Source organism: Mesorhizobium sp. M3A.F.Ca.ET.080.04.2.1, assembly GCF_003952525.1.
Classification (GTDB): domain Bacteria; phylum Pseudomonadota; class Alphaproteobacteria; order Rhizobiales; family Rhizobiaceae; genus Mesorhizobium.
Map to the genome: position 1 here is coordinate 4313047 of NZ_CP034451.1, position 23367 is coordinate 4336413.

Sequence of the window (23367 nt, forward strand, 5' to 3'; positions counted from 1 at the left end):
ATTTTAGTTTTCACGCGTTCCAGTCACAACGCGACGGGCACCAAAATGTAAAATAACATCAGACATTTACCGACATCTTCGGTTAGCCAATTCGCTGACGCTCCAGTGCCCGAGCCGCGTCGGCGTATCGCTCGATACTCGGGTGGTTCAAGTCACCGGCCTGGTAGGCTTCCAGCGCTTCTTTGTCGCCGGCCACGACGATAGCAAGCCCCACCGGATCGACGCGCCAGGGAGCCTTCGGACGAAGCTGTTTCCCGATCCCCTCGCGTTTGCACCACCGCACGATAGTTTCAGGCACTACGCCCGCTCTCATGGCCGCAATGCTGACGCTGATCGGCTTCGGCCAGGGCTTTTGAACCTTTTGAAGGTTCGGCACTTGGCCGTTTTCAGATATTTTCGCGGTTTCCAGCATGTCTAATTCCCCTCTTTCGGGAGGCGAGGATTCCAGCGGTACGCGATGGTCGGGCGACCGCCAGTATCGGCCAGATGGAATTCCTCGCAGTGATGGGTATCCACGAGCGTTTCGAGAGCGGCCGCCACCGCTGCATGGTCGGCAAGACCGGCCCATTTCTTTTGATGAACGGCCCGCGCCGTGAACGCCTCGGGGAGTTGGTGGCGCCGGTCCAGGATGAGCTTCGCCCCGTCCTCTGCCATGGTCTCGCCGGCAGCATAGAGCCGGTTGGCATGCGAGCGGAGGTAGTCATACCAATCAAGAGCGCGAAGCGTAGAAACGTCCCCTACCTCAAATCGGCCGCCGTCGATCAATTCGAACAGCAGCGCCAGGCTCGCAATTGTCTTCGGCATCTTGAGCAGATGGCTTTCCAGCACCGACGAAATGCCCTTGCCTCTGGCCTCATTTTGGAGGCTCGACATCCAATCGCGGAACGCCTCCTGTGCGCCGGGTGCAAAGCGCATGGTCTGCGGGTTTTCAGGGCTGCCAAGCTCCATTGCGTGAAGATCCGAAAAGACAGCGTTGTACGCTTCGCGCGCTGCTCCATTCGGATGCCGGTCCACCCATTCCCATTTGCCGATATCATCCGGCCAGACCGAAAGCTGAAGCCGCTGGATGAGACCGTCATTGGTTGCGCCCGTAAGAGCGCCGCGCACTATGGGAGCGATGCGAGACGGCTGGATGCCGCCGATGATTGACAGGGTGCAGCTTTCAATCTGAACCGTGCCCCGGCCGATGCGGTCGTACGTGAACCGGCCATCGCCGTTGAACGCTTCAAGGTAAAAAGCGCGCTCGCTCTGAAACTCCTCGCTTTCCATCCGGGCCAGGAAACCGGGCAGCTCATCCCGCACGAGTAGAAGGCCGCGAGGGTTTTCGTTCAGCAACTCGCCAAGCTTCTCAACCGTCGCGTCGTTGACGACAAGGCGAGGGCAGGGCTTATCCGCCTCGTCATCGTCAGCCATGGCCTCCTGCATGATGCCGCGAGCCCTTTGCCTGTCGCCACCCTTCAGTGCCTTCTCGGCCTGTTTCTTGGCGTCCTTGGCGCTGAGCGTGGCCAACGTCTGATCAATGCGGGCCGTGCGGGTCTCGCCTTCCCAGTCTTTGCGCATGGCATCCTGCAAGCCGTAGACCGGCGCAAGCGCCGATTGCATGGCTGGCGACTTCATGGCGCTGGGACGCCCAATGATGCCGCCCCAGAGGTTCGGCACCACCAGCCAGTCATCATTGGTCTTCGGAGCAATGCGCACGCGGTTGCCGACCACGGCAGAGACCGCGACCAAGGCCGAGACGGCCGAGAAGTCGACCGGTGATTGCTGGCGTTCGGCAACGTCGTAGACATACCGGCGAAGGCGATCAGGCAGCAGATCGGCGTGGAAGCGCTTCACAGGCGGTAGGGCCGCCTTGATTGGCTTGGGCGAGCCCCAGGATGAACCGTTAGGTTCACCCGCCTTGCCGCCCTCGATCGAGACAAGACTTGGCGCGACTGATTGGCGGACAGCGCCCGCCGTCTTCAACGCATCTTCGGGGGATTGAAAATTGATCATGCCGCAGCCCTCGCCGCCGTGTCGTTGAAATCGGTGCCGATGTCGGGCGGGGTCCAGATAACGGCCTCGCGGCCAGCGACCGACCATCGGAGAGCGCATTGCATGGCTGCTTCATTGCCAGCCTGCCTGAGCTTGCCGCCCTGAAGCTTGGCCTTGTCGTTGTCCGCAAAGATCGAAAGGCACTCGATGCTCGGCAAGATGGGGAACTGCGCCATCGTCCCGGCAACCATCGTCGACCAGACCGGCCCTATGCCGAAATTGCCCATCACCGCCAGCGAGGTCTCGATACCCTCCGCAATGGCGAGGCCTTCGGTGACATCCTCGTCGTGCGAAAGCTTCACCACGGCACCCTTGTTGGAGCCGAGCATCTTCTTTGCGTCATCGAGGCCGCGAACTTGGGCCTTGCCGTTGCCATTCGGGGCAAGTGCCGTTCTGTGGATGCCCTGAAAGTTATTCGAGACAATGCCGACCATAGCCGCGACCATTGCCGGCAGGCGGATGGTTTCGCCGCTGTCCAGTCGGAACGGGCAGGCAGGATGGAAGCGAATGGCGCGGCCCCTGAACACAACGGCCGGGATTATGATTTGCCGGCTTGTCAGGTAGCGCTCTACCGGCGTTCCGCCGATAGCCTTGGTCTCCTGCCAGATCGAGAATGCAAACTCTCGGCGCTTTGCGGCTTCGGGTGCAGGCTCGGTCTGGCGAGGGACAAAGACGGCTCGCCGCTCGCCTTGCGGTCGCCGTTCGATGCCCAGCAGTTGCCGCACATGGTCACGGCAGTCGGCAAAGTCATCATTGGCATGCGAGTGGACCAGAAACCCGTCCGGCGCACCCTCGTCGAACGTCACCGACAATGAGCGGTCTCTAGGGGAATGGCCGGGACCTGGGCAGAGCACCGAATCTCGCCCGCTTACATCTCCGAAGAGTGCATGGGCTGCGAACTGCATGTTCATACCAAGCCCTCCACCGGTTCAGGGACAATTTCCACCTCAGAGCGGAGGACATAGCGAGCGTGCGAGCCCGCGAAGGGGCCGGCGTGCGGCTCGTGGATGGTCTCGATGACCAAGCCGAACTTGTGCCGCAGATCATGAACGTATGCAGACCAGCGGGGCGCGGGTTGCTCGATGGGCGTACAGCCTCGGCTGCCGGCCGCCATGAGCCTTTCGAGGCACCATGCCTCGCGCCCATAGATCGTCATTGGCTCGCCGTCAGGCAGAACCCGGGCGCGGATGCGGTACTTGCTGTCGCTGATCATGCCGCCGCCCTCCCACCGATGCGCGCCAGCTCGCAGATGAGCCGGGCGATATGGAGGGGCAGGCGGTGTCTCGCCGCGAGGTGGCGAGATGCTATTTCATTTGAAGCAGCGAGCGGAATGCGGTATTCAGCAGGGGTCCAGACCTTTTCGAATACCGATCCGCCGTTCCTGCTCAGGAGCGGCGTTTCGTTATGGAGGTGCATCCGCTCATCCCTCCGCCATCGATGGCAGGCCTTCGATGTGGCGGCGGAGACTATCAGCCAGGATCAAGGTGCGGCGCCCCTCTTTCCTCGCCTCAATCTTCCGCTCCTTGATGAGCGCGTAAAGCTTCGTCGGCCCGAGCCCTGAAGCTTCGCAGGCGGTTTTGATTGTAAGTGATATTGCAGCCATTTCGATCTTACTCCTTTCGCCATTGTTCACCAGCAAGTGCCGTGAACCGGTGGAAAGGATCAGCGATTTCGTGGCCTCAAGTAATTGACAATACAGGACAATTTTTGCCAGGCGACGATGGCGGATTATTGCATCTCATGGCTATCTTTGGCTGATTTTGGCCCTCTTGTCCGCTCGGTAACGGGCAAGCGTTCTGACGCTTGGCACGAGTCTGCCGTTATTCCGCAGGAAAGTCTGGATCAGCTCGTCTGACCTCTCGACGGACAGGCCCTTTAGCTTGTCTCCCAGTTCGGCAACCGCGAAATCAATGGCGCTGTAACTGGCGCTTTGATTCTCGGCACCGTCTGCCGTCCTGTTCTCGACTCTGAGGGGTACAAGCACTGGAGGAAGGGCGTCTTTCTCCATTGAAACGATCCAGGCATGAAGGCTCGCCAAACCTATCTCAGCCGGGTAAGTTTCCCTGACATAGTAATAGCCGCCTACCTTCATGACAGTTGGATCTTGGGACAGGTCGGTGGTGCCGCTGATTACGATTCGCCCGGCTTCTTCGTACTCCCCGCGACTGCGGATTCGTTTCGTACCGCACGCGGCTCGCAGAAGCGGCTTTGCGCTGAAATCAGTCAGAAAGAGTCGCCGGCATGTGCGCTCGGTTGCCTCCAAAAACGGAATCCATTCTTCTTCCACCGCGCACCTCGCGATGCACCGTGAGTGGCCGCAGGGAAGCCAAGAGGTGCACCTTGGCTTGTCGGCTGGCCGGCCTATCCCTGCGGGTTCGATCAGACCTTTTGAACCTTTTGAGTGTTCCGGTTTCAGGCCAATTGAGAATATTTCATCCGCGCAACTTCGCCACCTTGCCGCGCTCACGATCGACCAGCGGCACCACTGCGGCGGCGGCCAGATCGTCCAGGGCGTTGACGATTGCTGAGGCATAATGCCGCTCGATCATCTTGTCGGACGTGTCATGAAGCTGCGCCACCAAGCGCACAGGAAGAGCTGCGCGCAGACAACGAACAATGGACGAGTGTCGCAAGGCATATGGAACCGTGTCGGCGGGCAAGCCTGAGTGCTTGACTATGGCAGCCCAAGGGCGGGTCAACTCGGTCGGAGACTTCCAAGGGCCGCGACTGTCGCGCACCCACTCCGGCTTGCTGCCCGGCTTCGCCTTCTCCTGCCGATGCCGCCAACGCTCCAAGAGAGAATCAGCAGGACGTCTGCCGGCGATAATAGGCCTCAAGGCTTCAATCACATCGGTGCCGACGCGAGTTGCCGTGTGCGTGGCTCGTTTTTGGCCCCGTCCCTTGCGAGAGGTCGGGACCATCAATCGCGACTGTGCCGCCTGTACGTCACCTACCAGCATTCGACTGACCTGGGAGAATCGGGCGCCAGTGGCGGCGAGCGCCAGCACCATAAGGAACAGATCGCCGCTCCACCCGTCCTGTTCGTCAACGACTTTCGCGGCTTCGATAATGCGCCGGATATCTGCATCGGGTAGGGCGGCGCCGTCCCGAGCTGCGGCGGGCTCTGCATCCCCGACCTTGAGGCCAAGCCTGATGGTCATAGGATATGTCGCTGGCAAGCGCTTCAATGTCCTCGCCGGCAATCCATTCAGCGCTGCCCGGAAATCATTCACGATACGCCGCACCGTCGCGATGGCGAGTTCGGCCCCCAAGCCCTCCCGCCAGTCGGCTAGATCCTCGTCGGTCAGAACATCAAGCCGTTTTGCCGCAATGGAGTGGGAAAGTACATGCTGGCCCAGGCGGCCCTTGGCGTCTTCCGGTCTGGCGCCTGCCTGCTTCATGGCGCGGGCCTTCCTGCCGGCCGCATACGCCTCCACAACTTCGCGCACCGTAGGTATCGGAGCCTTGCCGGCGTCCTGCTGCTTCTGGCGCTCCTGCTCTACGTGCCTGGCAGCTTTGGACTTGGCTTGCTCGAAGTTCAAAGTTTCGACACCATCGGCCGCGATGCCATCGTCGGCGGCCCCTAGGCCATCCTGCTTGTAGCGGCCATCGGGGAGCCGCCAGCGCACCAGCCACCGGCCAGCCCGTTTTCCTTTCCGGTATCCAAGATGCACCTCTGCGCTCACGCCGCGCCAGTGGACACCCTCGGCCAAGCCCTTACGAGCGTTGGGAGTAGTTAGGGGCGCTTCGCGGAGAGTCTTGGACATGACCTAAGCCAGATTCGTGTAATATTCGTCAATTATACAGCCGCGAGCGACCACGAACAATGGCGAAAGCTATCCTGCCAAACGTGAATTAACCGGGAACAGACAAAAAACAAAGGCGGGCAATGGCGAAGAATGCGGTCTAGATGCCTTCGCCCTCTCACGGCGGGAACAGGGGTTCGATTCCCCTTGGGCGTACCAAGTTCCTCTCCTTCAAATGTCGAGCAAGCCGCCATTGCCGCTTCTGGCGCAATGCCGCCGATTGAATTAGCATCAGATCAGCAAGCCTGGGGCGCAATACAGCTTTGCACGACACCGGGCGCAAGGGAACAAGCCGGCGGGCGGCTATGCATTCGCAAGACGGCTGACGAGGCGCGCTCGTGCGGGCTGGACTCCGTTCGGCACACGGGCGAGCGATCCCGGGAGGAGAGCCAATGCAGAAGCTGCAGTCGCAGGGCGTCCATCACATCACGCTGGTCGGTGCCGGGCGCCAGACTTCCATCGACTTCTGGGAAGGTGTGCTCGGCATGCCGTTCATCTTCGAGCAGCCCAATCTCGACAAGGCGAGCGAAAGCCACCTCTATTTCGATCCGGGCGACGGGCGGCTGATCACGATCTTCACCGATGAGAGCCGCACGCCGGTCAAGCGGCGCACGCCGACCGACATCGGCTGCGTCCATCACATCGCGTTTTCGGTGTCGCGGGTCACGTTCCTGCAGGCGGTCGCGCGGCTCGACGAGCGCGGCATCAAGCATAGCGGCGTCAAGGACCGCGGCTTCATGGATTCGATCTACTTCGAGGATCCGCTCGGGCTCTTGATCGAGCTGGCCTCTTACCGCTTCGAGCCGCCGGCCAGCTTCACCCATGCCGACGTCTTGATGGAGGCGCACAAGATCCGCGTCGGGCGCGGCGACTACGCAATAGCCGAAGTGCACCTTGCCGACGCCATCCAGGCGCTGGTCGAGCGGTCGCGCGCGACTTTGTCCGAGGAGCGGGCGGCGAAAAACCCATACTGAACAGGTCAGAGGGAGGACGAAAGATGGCAAAGGCTGCAACGAAGGCAACCAAGAAGGCCGTCGCCAAGCCGGCGGCGAAGAGCACAGCAAAGACAGCGGCCGCCGCCAAGGCGTCAGCCAAGCCGGCCGCAAAGGCAGCGGCAAAAGCCGCACCCAAAGCGACGGCGAAAGCCGCACCCAAGATGACGGCCAAGGCCGCGCCTAAGACGACGGCCAAGGCCGCGCCTAAGACGACGGCCAAGGCCGCGCCTAAAGCGAAGCCGGCAAGGAAACCGACGGTCAAGCTCAGCATGCTGCGGCCGAGCGTCAACAACATGACGGTGCGGGTGTTCACGCGCGCGGCCGGGCTCGACCATTCCGAGACGGACGCCTGGGGCCAGACGCGCTCACCGGAATTCCTGGCGCGCAACCCGGCGCACCTGACGCCGATGATCGAGGACAAGGGCCTGCCGCGCGGCGTGCTGTGGGAAAGCTGCGCCATCATGCAGTACCTCGCCAACAAGCATGGGCTCGATAAATTCTATCCGAAGGCGCCGGCCAAGCGCGCGATGGTCGACAGCGCCATGTTCTATCTCGTCGGCACGCTCTATCCCTATGTGGCTAGAGCCACCTATCCCGCGCTGGGCTTCCCGCAATATGCCGGCGAGGTCGGCCACAGCGACGCACATCCGGAGAAGAAATCGGAGGCGCAGAAGGCGGCGCTGGCCGCGATCGCCGAACCGCTGGAGGTGTTCCACAGCTTCTTCCGCGACGGCAAGCCGTTCATCGGCGGCAGCAATCCCTCGATCGCCGACATCCGGCTGGCGGCGACGCTCGAATTCCTGGCCGTGGTCGACTACGAGCTGCCAGGATGGGCGAAAGACTATATGGCCGCGATAGAGAAGAAACTCGGCAAGGCTTATGCGGAGCCGGCCGGCGACGTGCGCGCCTACATCGCCCATGTGAAGGCTCAGGCCGGGGCGTAGCGCGCTTGGACGGGTTAAGGATTGGTTAACCAAAACCCTGTCTAGTGTTGTGGTCCTCGCTGCGACCACGGATGTACTGGCGCAGCGCCGAGGCCAAGGGAAAGGTCGGCTCGTTGCCGACCTTTTGCTTTTCCGGCGAGCGCTACGGCAATCGCGACGACGGGATTTGTTGCCGCCGCCCGGCTGAAGCCTATTGTCATCCTTCTGGTTGGACCTACCATACCTTCAGGCGAGCGGCGAAAGCGACGAGGCCCCGTCATGACAAGCATGGCAAGAATCCTGGCGATCGCGGGCGTGATGCTGGCGCCTGCTATTCCGGTGAATGCCGCACCGCTCAACACGATGAACGAGGTGGGCACCGCGCTACAGGCCTGCTGGACTCCGCCAGCCAATTCCGGCACAGCCTCCGTCACCTTGAGCTTCAGCTTCAAGCGCGACGGCACGCTGATCGGTCCGCCGAAACCGACCGCCATCAAGGTCAGCGGCGACGACAAGGCGCGGCAAGCCTATGTCGATGCGGCGACGACAGCGTTGCGCAATTGCCTGCCGCTCAGTTTCTCGCCGGCACTCGCCAAGGGGATTGCCGGCAACATCTTCACTCTGCAGTTCAATTCGCCGAAGCAGTAGTCACGCAAGGCGCCGTTCCGGCCTGGGCACACCCGGCATCGACAAGAGCGGGCCAGCCTTTTCGCAGGCGAACCGGTCCGCTCCAAGTCTTTGCTTTTTGCGTGATGCCGGATGGAGAACCGCTACGCGCTTTTGCCAGAACGCCGCGCAACGACGTGCTTTCCCAGCTCCGGCATTTCGTAGACATAGTCGTTCCAGGCCGAATCCGGAATCTGCCCGGCCAGATAGCATTCCAGCAAAAGGTTCTGCTCAGGCGTCAGATGTCTCGGCGTGCGCTCGTGATCCAGCCCAAGGGAATGGATCAGGTTCCTGGTCAGGCCAGAGACGGTGAAGTGAATGGACATCTTCGGTCTCCTTGCGTTCCGCCGATAACGTCAAACGCCTGCCAATGGTTTCATCAGCCGTCCGTGACCGCAGGCGCGCCCGGGCGGCTGCGAACCGAAACGGCAGCGCCCTTCGGCGCGCCTCGATCAGACATGAAAAAGCAATGGTTCATTCTATCGCAGGCGGCATGGCGCGCCAGCTATACAAACGGTCTATCCGCGATTTTGCCGTAGCCGGGCGCAGGAACGGGCGGCCACAGTCTCACCGTTCGGGAACATCGCATTGCGCCGAAGCCGCTTCGCATCGCTTGCTTGCTCCGGCTCAGGATGACGAAGACACGACGAGAGCTATTTGCACACGACGCGATAGCGTTTGCCGGGTTCGCTGACGTTCCTGCAGGCGAGCGACCTCTGCGGCCCGGAAGCTGCATCTTGCTGGTTCAGGGAAGGCGTTCCCGCTGACGGCTTGAAGTATCTGCGGGGAGCCGCAGTCGTCGGCGGAGACGGCGGCGGCTGAGGAAACACATCCGCGGCCGTCTGACTTGGAGGAGCCGCTCCCGGCGGGGCCTTGTCCCAGACGCGCCTGACGTCGAGCGGTTTGGGGATAATCACCGTGCCGTCGTCGCTGCGGGCGCAACCGCTTGCCGCAAGCAGCGCCGGGCACAAGACAAAAGCCAGCAATCGACCAAGCATAAGCATACCCCCCGCATCTTATAACCCGGCGACGGCTGCCGCGCCAACGGACCGATTATCGCAGCCGGTCAGACCTGCGTCCGAAACGAGCGGCCGCGTGTCTGGTTGCGAATCGTTAAGGTTAGCGGATCGTTAATGCTTGTCGGGCACATTCCGCCGACGGACCCGGAAGGATCAGCCTGGGGGTGGGAATGGCGGGTAGGGACGAAACGTTCGGGGCGAGCGATACGCGCGATTTTCCGCGCGGCAAGGAAGTGGTGTGCCCTGCCCATGAACAGCACGCAGCCGGCATTTCGCAGGCACTCACCGATCTTCGCCTGATGGTCGATTCGATGCCGATCGGGGTCATCGTCCTCGATGGCAGTCTCAAGGTAGAGATCATCAACAGGGCCTTCTACGATTTCTGGAAGGTCGATCCGCGTCGCGCCATGGTTGGCTGCACTTTCCGCGAATTGATGGAGGCGACCCGCGATGCCGACCCATACGGCACCGAGGAGGCGGCCTGGCAGCGCCACATTGCCGAGCGTGAGGCCGAGATCACGGCCGGCGCGACGGGCTCCAGGGAGTTGCCGCGCAATGACGGCCGCACGCTGATTGCATCGCTGGCACCGCTTGCCCACGGCAAGCGGCTGATTTCCTATATCGATATCACCGACATCAAAAACCGCGAAAAGGCGCTGCACGATTCGATGCGCCAGACCGATCTCTACCGGCACGTCATGGACGAGCTGCCGGTGGCGGCATTCATCAAGGCCGAGGACCTCAGCATCGAGTTCGTCAACAAGGCCTGGTGCGCGCTGACCGGCATCGCCAAGGAAGACGTCATCGGCAAGACGGACCGCCAGCTGTTCGGCACCGACGATGCCGAAAGCTACAGCCATGACGATACCGAGGTCATGACCACCGGCAAGGGGCGGGAGGTCGAGGAGCCGGTCACCCATCGCGATGGAACGGTCCGGCAATTGATGACCCGCAAAAGCCGCCTCGTGGCGATCGACGGCACGGTGCACCTGGTCGGTTCCAGCACCGACATCACCGAGGTCAAGGCGCGAGAGCGGGCGCTCAAGGAAAGCATGCGCGAGAACGAGGTGTTCCGCAGCCTCATCGACAACGTGCCGGTGTCGATTTACGCCAAGCGCTCGGACCTCAGGCAATTCTACGTCAACCAGGGCTGGTGCGACCTTACCGGCTTCAGCAAGGACGAGGCGATCGGCAGGACCGATGTCGAGATCTTCGGGCCGGACGGCGAAGCCTTCGTGGCGAGCGATCTAGCGGTGCTGCGCACCGGCGAGACGCAGGAAACCGAGGAGACCGTGACATTGCCGGACGGCAGCGTGCGGCACCAGTTCGCGCGCAAAGGCGCGATGATTGCTTCCGACGGGTCGCTCTACCTGATCGGATCGACCACCGACATCACGGAGCTGAAGCAGCGCGAGGCGGAGCTCAGCGAGGCGCGGCAGCGCGCCGTGCTCGCCGACCGCGCCAAATCGGAATTCCTGGCCAATATGAGCCACGAGATCCGCACGCCGATGAACGGCGTGCTCGGCATGGCAGAACTGCTGGCCAAGTCCGAGCTCGATCCGAAGCAGAAGACCTTCACCGACATCATCGTCAAGTCGGGCAACGCGCTGCTGACGATCATCAACGACATCCTCGATTTCTCCAAGATCGACGCCGGCCAGCTGGTGCTCGACCCGGCGCCGTTCAATCTCGCTGAGGCGATCGAGGACGTGGCGACACTGGTGTCGACGCGCGCCAAGGAGAAGGATCTCGAGCTCATCGTGCGCGTGCAGCCCGGCCTCGACGGCCAGTTCATCGGCGATGTCGGCCGTATCAGGCAGATCGTCACCAACCTGCTCGGCAATGCGGTGAAATTCACCGACGAAGGCCATGTCCTGGTCGATGTCACCGGCGAGCCCGTGCCAATGGGGACGAGGCTCACCATCTCGGTCACCGATACCGGCATCGGCATTCCGGAAGACAAGCTCAAGCTGGTGTTCGAGAAGTTCAGCCAGGTCGATACATCATCGACGCGACGGCACGAAGGCACCGGCCTCGGCCTTGCCATCACCTCGCGGCTGGTCGAATTGATGGGCGGCGAGATCGGCGTGGACAGCGCCGAAGGCAGGGGCTCGACCTTCTGGTTCACGGTGACGCTGCCGCGCGCCATGCAGCAGGGCGGGCAGCGGGTCATGCCGGTGGACGTGACCGGCGCGCGGGTGCTGATCATCGACGACAATGCCGTCAACCGGTCGATCCTCAGCGAGCAGATGGCCTCATGGACATTCGATTCCTGCGCGGCGGAAAGCGGCGCCGAAGGCCTCAAGGTGCTGATCGCCGCCGCCGCCTATGGCGTGCCGGTCGATTGCATCGTGCTCGACTACCAGATGCCGGGCATGAGCGGCGCGGAGACGGCGCGGATCGTGCGCAACAACGATGGCCTCGCCAATACCCCGATCATCATGCTGACCTCGGTCGACCAGTCGCTTGCCAACACGAGCTATCGCGACCTCGGCATCGATGCGCAGCTGATCAAGCCGGCGCGCTCCTCCATCCTGCTTGAGACGCTGGTGTCCACCATCCAGCGTCACCGCCACAGCACAGGCACTCGTCCGCCGATGTCGGCGGGACCCGGCTCGCAGACCTCCGCGGCGCAGGCGGCCTCGGACCGCGCCCTGCTGCAGCCGCCGCCGACCCGCGCCCGACCGCGCCCGACCAATGGGGAAACCGGCCTCGATATTCTCGTTGCCGAGGACAATGAGGTGAACCAGCTCGTGTTCACGCAGATCCTCGGCGAGACCGGCTATGGATTCGAGATCGTCGGCAACGGACGCAAGGCGATCGATGCCTTCAGCCGGCTCAACCCGCGCATGATCCTGATGGATCTGTCGATGCCGGAGATGAACGGCCTCGAGGCGACTGCCGCCATCCGGCAGCTCGAGGCGGAGACGGACACGCATGTGCCGATCGTCGGCGTCACCGCGCATGCGCTCAAGGGCGATCGCGAGCGTTGCCTCGAGGCCGGGATGGACGATTACCTGCCGAAGCCGATCAGCCCGCGCGCGCTGCTCGAGAAGCTCGAGCGTTGGCTGGACAACGACGAGCAAGCGCGGCGCAGCGCCGGCTAACAACGCGGCTCGCCGACCGTCGCGCGAGGTTGACGTATGCGTATGGTGCGATCGCACCATACCAAGCGAGCACCAAGTCTGGACAATGGCTGCATCGATTCCGCCTTTCGGTTACGGGCGGGAGCAGCGACCGCCGGTCAAGAAACAGCGTCGACTCTACCCCAACGGACCTGTTTTCGGCGAAGGCTTGGCCATGACACGCTCTGGCATTCATGCGACGCGCTCTCGCCCGGTTTTTATTATTCCGGCGGCCGCAGACCGGCCGCCGGAATAAATTTTTCTTCAAAGGCGACGCAAGTTACTGATTCTGGAAGCGAACTTTGGCTGGGCCGTGGGAATGGCGCGGGCGCCGCCGTGCGGACGTTATCGCGCTGACACGAAACTGTCATGCGACTGTAATAATCGGAAGCTATTGGCCACGGCGGGCGCCGGCAGACGACGGTGCCGAGAGACAATATTTCTGAACAGGAGCAGGCCACATGAGACATTTCATCCGCTCGGCGGCCGTTGCGATTGCAATGGCTACGGCGTCCACGCTCACCCTGTCCGCCGCTTGGGCCGCGGACATCTCGGGTGCCGGCGCCACCTTCCCCTATCCGATCTACGCGAAGTGGGCCGATGCCTACAAGAAGGAGACCGGCGTCGGTCTCAACTACCAGTCGATCGGCTCGGGCGGCGGCATCAAGCAAATCAAGGCAAAGACCGTGACATTCGGCGCTTCCGACGCGCCGCTGAAGGGCGATGAACTGGAGTCCACCGGGCTCGCGCAGTTCCCGATGGTGATGGGCGGCATCGTTCCGGTCGTCAATCTCGAAGGCATCAAGCCGGGCGAGCTCGTGCTCGACGGCCCGACCCTGGCCGACATCTTCATCGGCAAGATCGCCAACTGGAACGACGAGGCGATCAAGAAGCTCAATCCCGATCTGAAGCTGCCCGACCAGGCAATCGCGGTCGTCCACCGTTCCGACGGCTCGGGCACCACCTTCAACTTCAGCTACTACCTGGCCGACGTCAGCGCCGAGTGGAAGTCGAAGGTCGGCGTCGACAAGGCGCTCGAATGGCCGGTGGGCATCGGTGCCAAGGGCAATGAAGGCGTCGCCAACAACGTGTCGCAGACCGGCGGCGCGATCGGCTATGTCGAATATGCCTACGCCAAGCAGAACAAGCTGACCTATACGGACATGGTCAACAAGGACGGCAAGAAGGTCGAGCCGACCGCAGCGGCCTTCTCGGCTGCCGCGGCCAACGCCGACTGGAACTCGCAGCCGGGCTACGGCGTGATCCTTGCCAACCAGGCAGGTGCCGAATCCTGGCCGATGACCTCCGCCACCTGGATCCTCGTCTACAAGAAGCCCGACGATGCGGCGGCGACGACCGAAGCGCTCAAGTTCTTCGCCTGGTCCTACGGCAAGGGCGACGACATGGCTGGGGAGCTCGATTATGTCCCGATGCCCGATGCGGTCGTGAAGAGCGTCGAGGAGATGTGGGGCAAGGACATCGTCGACAACGACGGCAAGCCGCTCTACTCGGGAATGTAATTTCCGGAACAGGAGGGCGCTTCCGGCGCCCTCCCGTTTCTCCTTTCCAAATGCGAGGGGCTAGATGACAGCCGTTTCCGAAGCCATGACGTCGGCCGCCATGCGGACCAGGGAAGCAACGGTCCGGCGCTTCGCCCTTACCGACGTGATCTTCCGCACGGCGACGCGCCTTTCGGCCGTCCTCGTGCTGCTCATCCTGGGCGGCGTCGCCATCTCGCTCTTTGCCGGCTCATGGCAGGCGCTGTCGAAGTTCGGTTTTTCGTTCCTGACGACCGAGTCCTGGAATCCGGTCAAGGAGAACTTCGGCGCTCTGGCGCCGATCTACGGCACCGTCGTCACCGCGGCGATCGCCATCCTGATTGCCGTTCCGATCGGTATCGGCATCGCCATCTTCCTGACCGAGCTCTGCCCGCGCCCCCTCAGGCGCCCGATCGGCATCGCCGTCGAGCTGCTCGCCGGCATTCCCTCGATCATCTACGGCATCTGGGGCCTGTTCGTCTTCGCGCCGTTCCTGCAGACGACGGTGCAGCCTTTCATCATCAACCTGTTCCACCACGTGCCGGGGCTCTCCAGCCTGTTCGCCGGTCCGCCCTATGGCATCGGGCTGCTGACGTCGGCGCTGATCCTTGCCATCATGGTGCTGCCCTTCATCACCTCGATCACCAAGGACGTCTTCGACACGGTTCCGGCGGTGCTGAAGGAATCGGCCTACGGTATCGGCTGCACGACCTGGGAGGTCACGCGGCGCGTCGTCATCCCCTACACCCGCGTCGGCATCATGGGCGGTGTCATGCTCGGTCTTGGCCGCGCGCTCGGCGAGACCATGGCCGTCACCTTCGTCATCGGCAATGCCCATCGCATCAGCGCCTCGCTGTTCGCGCCGGGCACGACGATCTCGGCGACCATCGCCAACGAGTTCACGGAAGCGGACGGGGACCTCTACACGTCCTCGCTGGTGGGGCTCGGCCTGATCCTGTTCATCATCACCTTCCTGATCCTCGCCATGGCGCGCTACATGCTGCTGCGCATGGATAGCCGCACGGGAGCCTGACCGATGTCGACAGCCACGTCGCTCCACCAAAGCCGTAAGCGCAGGAATGCCGTGATGATGACGCTTTGCGTCGTCGCGGCCGGCATCGGCCTTGCCTGGCTGGCGCTGATCCTTGGCGCGCTCCTCTACAAGGGCCTATCCGGCGTCTCACTGTCCGTCTTCACCGAGATGACGCCGCCGCCCGGCGATGCGGGCGGCCTGCTCAACGCCATCTACGGCAGCATCGTGATGACGATCATCGGCATCGTCGTCGGCACGCCGATCGGCGTGCTCGCCGGAACCTACATGGCCGAGTACGGGCGCTTCTCGAAGCTCACCACGGTGGTGCGGTTCATCAACGACATCCTTCTGTCGGCGCCCTCGATCATCGTCGGCCTGTTCGTCTATGAGCTCCTGGTCCGGCCGATGGGGCATTTCTCGGCCATCGCCGGCGCCTTCGCGCTTGCCATTCTGGTGATTCCGGTGGTCGTGCGCACCACCGAGGATATGCTTCTGCTGGTGCCGAACGCCCTGCGCGAGGCCGGCACGGCGATCGGCGCGCCGCGCTGGATCGTCATCCGCTCCGTCGCCTATCGCGCCGCGCTGTCGGGCATCGTCACCGGCATATTGCTGGCGATCGCCCGCATTTCCGGCGAGACGGCGCCGCTGCTTTTCACCGCGCTCAACAACCAGTTCTGGTCGAGCAATCTCAACGCGCCGATGGCCAGCCTGCCGGTGACCATCTTCCAGTTTGCGCTCAGCCCCTATGAGGAATGGCAGCAACTGGCCTGGACCGGCGCCCTCGTAATCACCCTGACGGTTCTCGGGCTGAGCATCTTCGCCCGCAGCCTTACCGGACGCAGAGAGGACAGATGAAACCGATGTTGTCCACCGATTTGAACGTGGCCGAAGCAGCCGTCGAGAAGGCCAAGATCGAGGTCAAGAACCTCAACTTCTACTACGGCCAATCGAAGGCGCTGAAGGATATCAGCCTGACGCTGCCCGAACGCAGCGTCACCGCCTTCATCGGGCCGTCGGGCTGCGGGAAGTCGACGCTGCTGCGCGTCTTCAACCGCATCTACGAACTTTATCCGAAGCAGAGCGCCGAGGGCCAGGTGCTGCTCGACGGCAAGAACATCCTTGACCGCTCGCAGGACCTCAACCTGCTCAGGACCAAGATCGGCATGGTTTTCCAGAAGCCGACGCCGTTTCCGATGTCGATCTACGAGAACATCGCCTTCGGCGTCCGGCTTTACGAGAAGATCAGCAAGTCCGAGATGGACGGCCGCGTCGAGCAGGCGCTGAAGCGCGCGGCATTGTGGAACGAGGTCAAGGACAAGCTTCACGCCAGCGGCCAGAGCCTGTCCGGCGGCCAGCAGCAGCGGCTCTGCATCGCGCGTACCGTGGCGGTGAAGCCCGAGGTCATCCTGCTCGACGAGCCGGCCTCGGCGCTCGATCCGCTGTCGACCGCCAAGATCGAGGAACTGATCGACGAACTCCAGGCCGACTACACGATCGTCATCGTCACCCACAACATGCAGCAGGCGGCGCGCGTGTCCCGGCAGACGGCATTCATGTATCTCGGCGAGCTGGTCGAGTTCGACCGCACCGAGAAGATCTTCACCTCGCCCCGCGAGAAGCGCACGCAGGACTACATCACCGGCCGCTTCGGCTGATCTCATACGAGGACATGAATCATGGCCCATACGGTCGCTTCCTTCGACGAGGATCTCGCCCAGATCAGCCGGCTCATCCGTGACATGGGCGATCTTGCCGGCGCGATGGTCGGCGCCTCGACCAAGGCACTGCTCAATTCCGACAATGCGATGGCGCAGCGCGTGGTCTCCGACGACGCCATCATGGACGCCCGCCAGCGCGAGCTCGACGACCGCGCCATCACCCTGATCGCCAAGCGGCAGCCCATGGCCGACGACCTGCGCAATGTGGTCGGCGCCATCCGCATGGCCGGCGACCTCGAGCGCATCGGCGACCTCGCCAAGAACATCGCCAAGCGCGTCGGCACCGTCGGCGTCAGCGCCGCGCCGCGCGACCTCTCGCATTCCATCGACGGCATGGCGCAGCTTGTACTGATCCAGGTGCAGGGCGTGATCGAGGAGTATGCGGCGGGCGACGCGGCGGCACTCGCCAGGCTGCGCAACGACGACGAGCGCATCGACGTCAAGTACACTTCGGTCTTCCGTGAGCTCTTGACCTACATGATGGAAGATCCGCGCAACATCACCGCTTGCACGCACCTTTTGTTCTGCGCCAAGAATCTGGAGCGCATCGGCGACCATGTGACCAACATCGCCGAGAACGCCTATTACGTGCTGACCGGCACCCAATTGCCCGCAAACCGTCCGAAGCAGGACGAGATGTCGGCGCCGGCGGCCTGACGACAAGGGTGAATTTCCAATGATCGCGCCACGCATCATGGTGGTGGAGGACGAGGAGCCGCTGGGCGTGCTGCTCCGCTACAACCTCGAATCCGAGGGCTATCAGGTCGAAGTGGTGACGCGCGGCGACGAGGCCGAGATCCGCCTGCAGGAGAACGTGCCCGATCTGCTGGTGCTCGACTGGATGGTGCCGGCGGTTTCCGGCATCGAGCTGTGCCGGCGCCTCAGGATGCGGCCCGAGACGGAGCGGCTGCCGATCATCATGCTGACCGCGCGCGGCGAGGAGAGCGACCGGGTGCGCGGGCTGTCGACCGGCGCCGACGACTATCTGGTCAAGCCGTTCTCGACGCCGGAATTCATGGCACGCGTCAAGGCGCTGCTGCGCCGCGCGAAGCCGGAGGTGCTGTCCAGCGTGCTCAAGGTCGGCGACATCGTGCTCGACCGTGAATCGCACCGTGTCTACCGCAAGAAGAGCGAGATCCGGCTCGGACCGACCGAGTTCCGGCTGCTCGAATTCATGATGCGCCATCCCGGCCGCGTGTTCTCGCGCAGCCAGCTGCTCGACAATGTCTGGGGCGAGACGATCTATATCGACGAGCGCACGGTGGATGTGCATGTCGGGCGCCTGCGCAAGGCGGTCAACAACGGCCGCATGCCGGATGTCATCCGCACCATTCGCGGGGCGGGCTACGCGATAAGGGAGGATTAGGTCCGGCGGCGACCCTTATGCCGACCTCGAGGGCGCCCGGCCAACCTTCAGCATTGGTGGCGATCTATCGAAGCAGCGTTGGCTCACGCCACGTTCTTTCCGGCGCCTGCCCGTGCCTGGATGCCCGGCGCGAAGATCTCCTGGTCGACGAAGGTCAGCGCGCGGACGGCGCAGCCCTCGCGGATCAGCGGCAATTCATTCGGCTCGGTGTCGAAGGAAATCGACTTCGAATGCTGGCCGCCGGCGGTCTGGGCGATGGCTGCGCGCAGCGCCGGCTCGATCAGGTCGAAGGCGGCGGCGCTGACGCCGACCATGGCGACCGGCGCCGGGTCGATCAGCGCGAACAGGCTGCCGAGGCCGAAGCCCAGCGCCTCTCCCGCCCGGCGATAGGCTTCGCGCTCCGGGCCGTCATTCTCGCGTGCCCGTGCCGCCAGAGCCCGCATGTCGGCGTCGCCGATGTCGACCGGCTCGGCATCCTCGCCCATCCGCATGGCGTTGCGCCAGATCGCGTAGTTGCCGGCATAGGCCTCGACGCAGCCGCGCCGCCCGCAGCGGCAGAGCGCACCGCCGGGTCGGTGGATCATGTGGCCGAACTCGCCGCCCGAAGAATGGGTGCCGGTGAACAGCTCGCCCTTCAGCACCAGGCCCATGCCAATGCCATGCGAGAGCAGGATGGCGATGAAATTGTCGCGGTAGCGCTCGGGTTCGCGCCACTGCAGCGCCACCGCCATCATGTTGCAGTCGTTCTCCATGGTGGCCGGGATGCCGAATTCCTGTTCCAGTATGTCGGCAAAGGCAATGTCGGTCAGCGGCGTGATCGGCGACCACAGCATCAAGCGGGCATGGGAATCGGTGATGCCTTGGATGCCCATGGCGATGCGGGCGACGCTGCTGACGTCGAGGTCGGGGTCCTCCAGCCGGCGCCGGACGATTGCGGTGCATTCGCCGATCAGTTCATCGCGGGGCAGGGTGAGAGTGTCGAGGCGGCGCTGCTCCTCGGCGATGACCTGGCCAGCATAGTCGATGACGGCGACGGAGAGGAAATTCAGCGACAGCACCACCGTGACCACCGCAGCCGCCTCGGGGTTGAGGGCAAGGCCGACCTGTGGCCGCCCCCGCTTCAGCGCTGCCGCCTCGCTCGCCTTGCTCTCGGCGAGTATGCCTTCCTGAATAAGGTCGGAGGAGATCGCGGATATGGTCGAATGGCTGAGCCCGGTGGTGGCGGCGATCTCCGTGCGCGACGGCTGCCCACCCCGGCGCACGGCCGCAAGCACCATCGCACGGTTGCGCCGACGCAGGTCGTCGTGGCGGATTCCCACCGACATCGTTTGCATTCCTCCCAGTCACCGCAGGCTTTCCGATGACATGGGCAGCGGGTGACAGGTGTGGATAGTGGCAGAACCAGGCGAAGCTGTCATTATTTATTGCGGAACCCGAAAAAAAGTTGCTGTCAGCTCAAAAACCCTCAGAATCGCAGTTGACAGCACTCCGCCATTGGATCAGTATTTTTTCGAGGCTCGAAAAAAAGAGCCTTGTGCCGGCCTTCGGGCCAGACTAGGTCGCGCCACGCACGGCGCAGGGAGGATATCATGAAGAAATTCGCAGCCGCCATGCTGGCGGGCGTCGCCATGTCGATGACGTTGGCCCCGGTCGCAGAGGCGAAGGACAAGGTCATCGGCGTTTCGTGGTCCAATTTCCAGGAGGAGCGCTGGAAGACCGACGAAGCGGCGATGAAGGCGGCGATCGAAGCTGCCGGCGACAAATACATTTCCGCCGACGCGCAGTCCAATCCGGGCAAGCAGCTGACCGATGTCGAAAGCCTCATCTCGCAGGGCGCCAACGCGCTGATCGTCCTGGCGCAGGACGCCTCGGCGATCGGGCCCGCGGTGCAGAAGGCACTGGACGAAGGCATCCCCGTCGTCGGCTACGACCGGCTGATCGAAAACAAGGACGTGTTCTACCTGACCTTCGACAACAAGGAAGTCGGGCGCATGCAGGCTCGCGAGGTGTTCAAGGCCAAGCCCGAGGGCAACTACGTCTTCATCAAGGGCTCGGGTTCCGATCCGAATGCCGATTTCCTGTTCTCGGGTTCGATGGAAGTCCTGAAGGAAGCGATCGACAGCGGCAAGGTCAAGAATGTCGGAGAGGCCTATACCGACGGCTGGCTGCCTGCCAATGCGCAGAAGAACATGGAACAGTTCCTGACCGCCAACGACAACAAGATCGACGCCGTGGTCGCCGCCAATGACGGCACCGCCGGCGGCGTCGTCGCGGCACTGACCGCGCAAGGGCTGGCTGGGACCGTTCCGGTGTCGGGCCAGGACGGCGACCACGCCGCGCTCAATCGCATTGCGCTTGGCACGCAGACTGTGTCGGTGTGGAAGGATGCGCGCGAGCTCGGCAAGAACGCCGCCGAGATCGCCTCGCAACTGGCCGACGGCAAGAAGATGGCCGACATCCCCGGCGCCAAGGACTTCACCACGCCCGGCGGCAACACCGTCAAATCGGTGTTCCTGACCCCGGTCGCGATCACCAAGGACAATCTGAACGTCGTCATCGACGCCGGCTGGATCAAGAAGGACGAGGTCTGCGCGGGCGTTGCCGCCGGCAGCGTCGCGGTCTGCAACTAACCAGCCGACCGAACAGCACGCCGCGGTCGAGAAAAGCCGCGGCGTTTGCCAAGGACTTTCCGCTTCAACGGGGCGGGAAGAGCCATGCGGGCAGCGCACGCGTCCGGCAGGATCGCCGAACTGCGCCGCCGTTGGTTTCCACGCAATTCCGGACGCAAAAACCGTGCGCGTTTTTCCTGGAACTGCCCTAGCATCGTGGTCCGGCAATTCGCGACAGACGGCACGCCGGTGGGAGGATATCATGACCGATACGACCTCTGATGCCGCCGCCAACCCGGCCGCGGATCGCGCGCGTGCCTCCGAACTCAGCGCCCTCGGGCGCTTCCTCAAGGCGACCGAGCTCGACACGCGCATGCTCGGCATGGTCGGCGCGCTGCTGATCATCTGGATCGGGCTGCACGTCATTTCGAGCCTGCGGCTTGGGGTCAATCCGTTCGATTTCGACAGCCGCACGTTCCTGACGCCGCGCAATTTGTGGAACCTGTCGGTTCAGACCTCGGCCGTGGCGATCATGGCTTCCGGCATGGTGCTGGTCATCGTCATGCGCAACATCGACCTTTCCGTCGGCTCGGCCGAAGGGCTGATCGGCATGGTCATGGGTTTTGCCCAGGTGCATTTCCTGGTGCGCATGGTCGGACTCGAACTGGGCAATCCGTGGGTCTGGGTGCTGGCACTGGCGATCGGCCTGACGCTCGGGCTGCTGATCGGCGCCTTCCAGGGTTTCGTCATCGCCTATCTCGATGTTCCAGCCTTCATCGTGACGCTGGGCGGACTGCTGGTGTGGCGCGGTGCTGCCTGGTGGGTGACCAGCGGCCAGACCGTCGCGCCGCTCGACGCCACCTTCCAGCTGATGGGCGGCGGACCGGCAGGCTCGATCGGCGCCAGCTGGAGCTGGGTCGTGGGCGTCGTCGCCTGCCTGGCGGTGGTGTTCATGCTGTTTCACGGCCGGGTGCAGCGAAAGCGCTTCCGCTTCCCGCTGCGCCCGATCTGGGCCGAGGCGCTGCTCGGTGCGGTCACCTGCGCGATCATCATGGGTGCCGTGTGGCTCGCCAATTCATATCCGTGGCCGGTCGGCATCGTGAACCGCTACGCGGCGGCCAACAACATCACTGTGCCCGAGGGCGGTCTGTTCATCGCCCACGGCATAGCCATCCCGGTGCTGATGGCGATTGCCGTCGGACTGATCATGACCTTCATCACCAAGCGAACCCGCTTCGGGCGCTATGTCTTCGCCATCGGCGGCAATCCGGAGGCGGCCAATCTTGCCGGCATCAACACCCGCTGGATCACCATGAAGGTGTTCATGATCATGGGCGTGCTGGCGACGATCGCCGCGGCGATCTCGTCCGCCCGGCAGAACTCCTCGACCAATGCGCTGGGCACGCTTGACGAGCTCCTGGTCATCGCCGCGGCGGTGATCGGCGGCACCTCGCTTGCCGGCGGCTCCGGAACCGTGCTCGGCGCCATGCTCGGCGCGCTGCTGATGCAGTCGCTGCAGTCCGGCATGGTGCTGCTCGGCGTCGACTCGCCGCTGCAAAGCATTGTCGTCGGCGGCGTGCTGGTCGTCGCCGTCTGGCTCGACACGATCTACCGCAAGCGCGTCTGAGCAGGCTGAAGGAGGAGGAGAACGATCATGGCAGACAAGTCCGCCCCCGCCGGCGCTCCGCTGGTCGACATGCGCAACATCTCGATCGCATTCGGCGGCATCCGCGCCGTCGACGACGCCTCCCTCGATCTTTACCCCGGCGAAGTGGTGGCGCTGCTCGGCCACAACGGCGCCGGCAAGTCGACGCTGATCAAGATCCTGTCCGGCGCTTACAAGCGCGATGCGGGCCAGATCTTCGTCAATGGCGAGGAGGCATCGATCTCCAACCCGCGCGACGCCAAGAAATACGGCATCGAGACGATCTACCAGACGCTGGCGCTCGCCGACAACGTCGATGCCGCCGCCAATCTGTTCCTCGGTCGCGAGCTGATGACCGGCTGGGGCACGCTCGACGACGTGGCCATGGAGGCGGAGGCGCGCAAGGTCATGGGTCGGCTCAATCCGCGTTTCCAGCGCTTCAAGGAGCCGGTGGTCAAGCTTTCCGGCGGCCAGCGGCAATCGGTGGCGATCGCTCGCGCCATCCTGTTCAACGCCCGCATCCTGATCATGGACGAGCCGACAGCGGCGCTCGGCCCGCAGGAAACCGCCCAGGTCGGCGAGCTGGTGCGGCAGCTCAAGGCCGACGGTATCGGCATCTTCCTGATCAGCCACGACATCCATGACGTGTTCGAGCTCGCCGACCGGGTCTGCGTGATGAAGAACGGCCAGGTCGTCGGCACCGCGCGCACCGGCGACGTGACCCAGGACGAGGTGCTCGGCATGATCATTCTGGGCAAATGCCCGCCCGGCGCCATACCGGGACCGGGAGCGCTGAAGATCGCGGCCTGAGGTAATTTAGCCGGCTAATTGCGTTGCCGGTGTGCCAGCCATCGCGATGATTTGGCCTCGCCATTGTATTGGCGCGGAGA

22 protein-coding genes are annotated in these 23367 nt (G+C 63.4%); 13 read left to right on the top strand and 9 right to left on the bottom strand.

Features of this window, described 5'->3' with window-relative positions:
* Positions 1-82: 82 nt before the first annotated feature.
* The 7 genes from EJ074_RS20575 to EJ074_RS20610 form a co-directional block, all read right to left on the bottom strand.
* On the bottom strand, positions 83-412 hold the full coding sequence (locus EJ074_RS20575; protein WP_129553701.1) for a hypothetical protein: 330 nt from the start codon (positions 410-412) through the stop codon (positions 83-85).
* A gap of 2 nt (positions 413-414) precedes the next feature.
* Positions 415-1995, bottom strand: a complete 1581-nt coding sequence (locus tag EJ074_RS20580) for a YfjI family protein (RefSeq protein WP_129553702.1) — start codon at positions 1993-1995, stop codon at positions 415-417.
* Positions 1992-2840, bottom strand: a complete 849-nt coding sequence (locus tag EJ074_RS20585; protein WP_245454884.1) for a toprim domain-containing protein — start codon at positions 2838-2840, stop codon at positions 1992-1994. The genes EJ074_RS20580 and EJ074_RS20585 overlap by 4 nt, the downstream gene beginning before the upstream one ends.
* A gap of 101 nt (positions 2841-2941) precedes the next feature.
* The gene (locus EJ074_RS20590) at positions 2942-3247 is read right to left on the bottom strand and encodes a hypothetical protein (protein ID WP_129553704.1); all 306 of its coding nucleotides are present in this window, start codon (positions 3245-3247) and stop codon (positions 2942-2944) included.
* A 207-nt stretch (positions 3248-3454) separates the two neighbouring features.
* The gene (locus EJ074_RS20600) at positions 3455-3667 is read right to left on the bottom strand and encodes a helix-turn-helix domain-containing protein (protein ID WP_129553706.1); all 213 of its coding nucleotides are present in this window, start codon (positions 3665-3667) and stop codon (positions 3455-3457) included.
* Positions 3668-3778: 111 nt separating this feature from the next.
* Positions 3779-4321, bottom strand: coding sequence for a hypothetical protein (locus EJ074_RS20605; RefSeq protein ID WP_129553707.1), 543 nt, complete (start codon positions 4319-4321; stop codon positions 3779-3781).
* Between the two features lie 145 nt (positions 4322-4466).
* Positions 4467-5801, bottom strand: coding sequence for a site-specific integrase (locus EJ074_RS20610; protein WP_129553708.1), 1335 nt, complete (start codon positions 5799-5801; stop codon positions 4467-4469).
* A 431-nt stretch (positions 5802-6232) separates the two neighbouring features.
* Between EJ074_RS20610 and EJ074_RS20615 the strand changes: the two genes are divergently transcribed.
* The 3 genes from EJ074_RS20615 to EJ074_RS20625 all read left to right on the top strand — a co-directional run bounded on the left by EJ074_RS20615 (position 6233) and on the right by EJ074_RS20625 (position 8406).
* On the top strand, positions 6233-6814 hold the full coding sequence (locus EJ074_RS20615; RefSeq protein WP_095804599.1) for a VOC family protein: 582 nt from the start codon (positions 6233-6235) through the stop codon (positions 6812-6814).
* Between the two features lie 23 nt (positions 6815-6837).
* Positions 6838-7779, top strand: a complete 942-nt coding sequence (locus tag EJ074_RS20620) for a glutathione S-transferase family protein (RefSeq protein ID WP_095804598.1) — start codon at positions 6838-6840, stop codon at positions 7777-7779.
* Between the two features lie 258 nt (positions 7780-8037).
* Positions 8038-8406, top strand: coding sequence for a hypothetical protein (locus EJ074_RS20625; RefSeq protein ID WP_095804597.1), 369 nt, complete (start codon positions 8038-8040; stop codon positions 8404-8406).
* A 122-nt stretch (positions 8407-8528) separates the two neighbouring features.
* Here EJ074_RS20625 and EJ074_RS20630 read toward each other — a convergent pair whose 3' ends face one another.
* Complete coding sequence (locus tag EJ074_RS20630; protein ID WP_095804596.1) at positions 8529-8750, bottom strand: hypothetical protein; 222 nt, start codon at positions 8748-8750, stop codon at positions 8529-8531.
* 863 nt (positions 8751-9613) lie between these two features.
* On the opposite strand from EJ074_RS20630, the gene EJ074_RS20640 reads away from it, so the two are divergent.
* The 7 genes from EJ074_RS20640 (at position 9614) to phoB (ending at position 18223) form a co-directional block, all read left to right on the top strand.
* Complete coding sequence (locus EJ074_RS20640) at positions 9614-12550, top strand: response regulator (RefSeq protein WP_245420280.1); 2937 nt, start codon at positions 9614-9616, stop codon at positions 12548-12550.
* A gap of 479 nt (positions 12551-13029) precedes the next feature.
* The gene (gene pstS / locus EJ074_RS20645) at positions 13030-14088 is read left to right on the top strand and encodes a phosphate ABC transporter substrate-binding protein PstS (RefSeq protein ID WP_095804595.1); all 1059 of its coding nucleotides are present in this window, start codon (positions 13030-13032) and stop codon (positions 14086-14088) included.
* Positions 14089-14152: 64 nt separating this feature from the next.
* The gene (gene pstC / locus EJ074_RS20650) at positions 14153-15139 is read left to right on the top strand and encodes a phosphate ABC transporter permease subunit PstC (RefSeq protein ID WP_095804594.1); all 987 of its coding nucleotides are present in this window, start codon (positions 14153-14155) and stop codon (positions 15137-15139) included.
* Between the two features lie 3 nt (positions 15140-15142).
* Positions 15143-15994: a phosphate ABC transporter permease PstA gene (gene pstA, locus EJ074_RS20655; RefSeq protein ID WP_095804593.1), complete on the top strand. Its 852-nt coding sequence runs from the start codon at positions 15143-15145 to the stop codon at positions 15992-15994.
* A complete protein-coding gene (gene pstB / locus EJ074_RS20660; RefSeq protein ID WP_095804592.1) occupies positions 15991-16794 on the top strand; it encodes a phosphate ABC transporter ATP-binding protein PstB in 804 nt (267 codons plus the stop codon). Before pstA ends, pstB begins: the two co-directional genes overlap by 4 nt.
* An 18-nt stretch (positions 16795-16812) precedes the next feature.
* The gene (gene phoU, locus EJ074_RS20665) at positions 16813-17514 is read left to right on the top strand and encodes a phosphate signaling complex protein PhoU (RefSeq protein WP_095804591.1); all 702 of its coding nucleotides are present in this window, start codon (positions 16813-16815) and stop codon (positions 17512-17514) included.
* Between the two features lie 19 nt (positions 17515-17533).
* Entirely contained in the window at positions 17534-18223 is a 690-nt protein-coding gene (gene phoB, locus EJ074_RS20670) for a phosphate regulon transcriptional regulator PhoB (RefSeq protein ID WP_010911896.1), read from the top strand.
* Between the two features lie 83 nt (positions 18224-18306).
* On the opposite strand, the gene EJ074_RS20675 is transcribed toward phoB, so the two are convergent.
* The gene (locus EJ074_RS20675; protein ID WP_095804936.1) at positions 18307-19548 is read right to left on the bottom strand and encodes an ROK family protein; all 1242 of its coding nucleotides are present in this window, start codon (positions 19546-19548) and stop codon (positions 18307-18309) included.
* Positions 19549-19812: 264 nt separating this feature from the next.
* On the opposite strand from EJ074_RS20675, the gene xylF reads away from it, so the two are divergent.
* The 3 genes from xylF to EJ074_RS20690 all read left to right on the top strand — a co-directional run bounded on the left by xylF (position 19813) and on the right by EJ074_RS20690 (position 23287).
* Complete coding sequence (gene xylF / locus EJ074_RS20680; RefSeq protein WP_095804590.1) at positions 19813-20853, top strand: D-xylose ABC transporter substrate-binding protein; 1041 nt, start codon at positions 19813-19815, stop codon at positions 20851-20853.
* 241 nt (positions 20854-21094) lie between these two features.
* The gene (locus EJ074_RS20685; RefSeq protein ID WP_095804589.1) at positions 21095-22459 is read left to right on the top strand and encodes a sugar ABC transporter permease; all 1365 of its coding nucleotides are present in this window, start codon (positions 21095-21097) and stop codon (positions 22457-22459) included.
* 27 nt (positions 22460-22486) lie between these two features.
* On the top strand, positions 22487-23287 hold the full coding sequence (locus EJ074_RS20690; protein WP_095804588.1) for an ATP-binding cassette domain-containing protein: 801 nt from the start codon (positions 22487-22489) through the stop codon (positions 23285-23287).
* Positions 23288-23367: the final 80 nt, after the last annotated feature.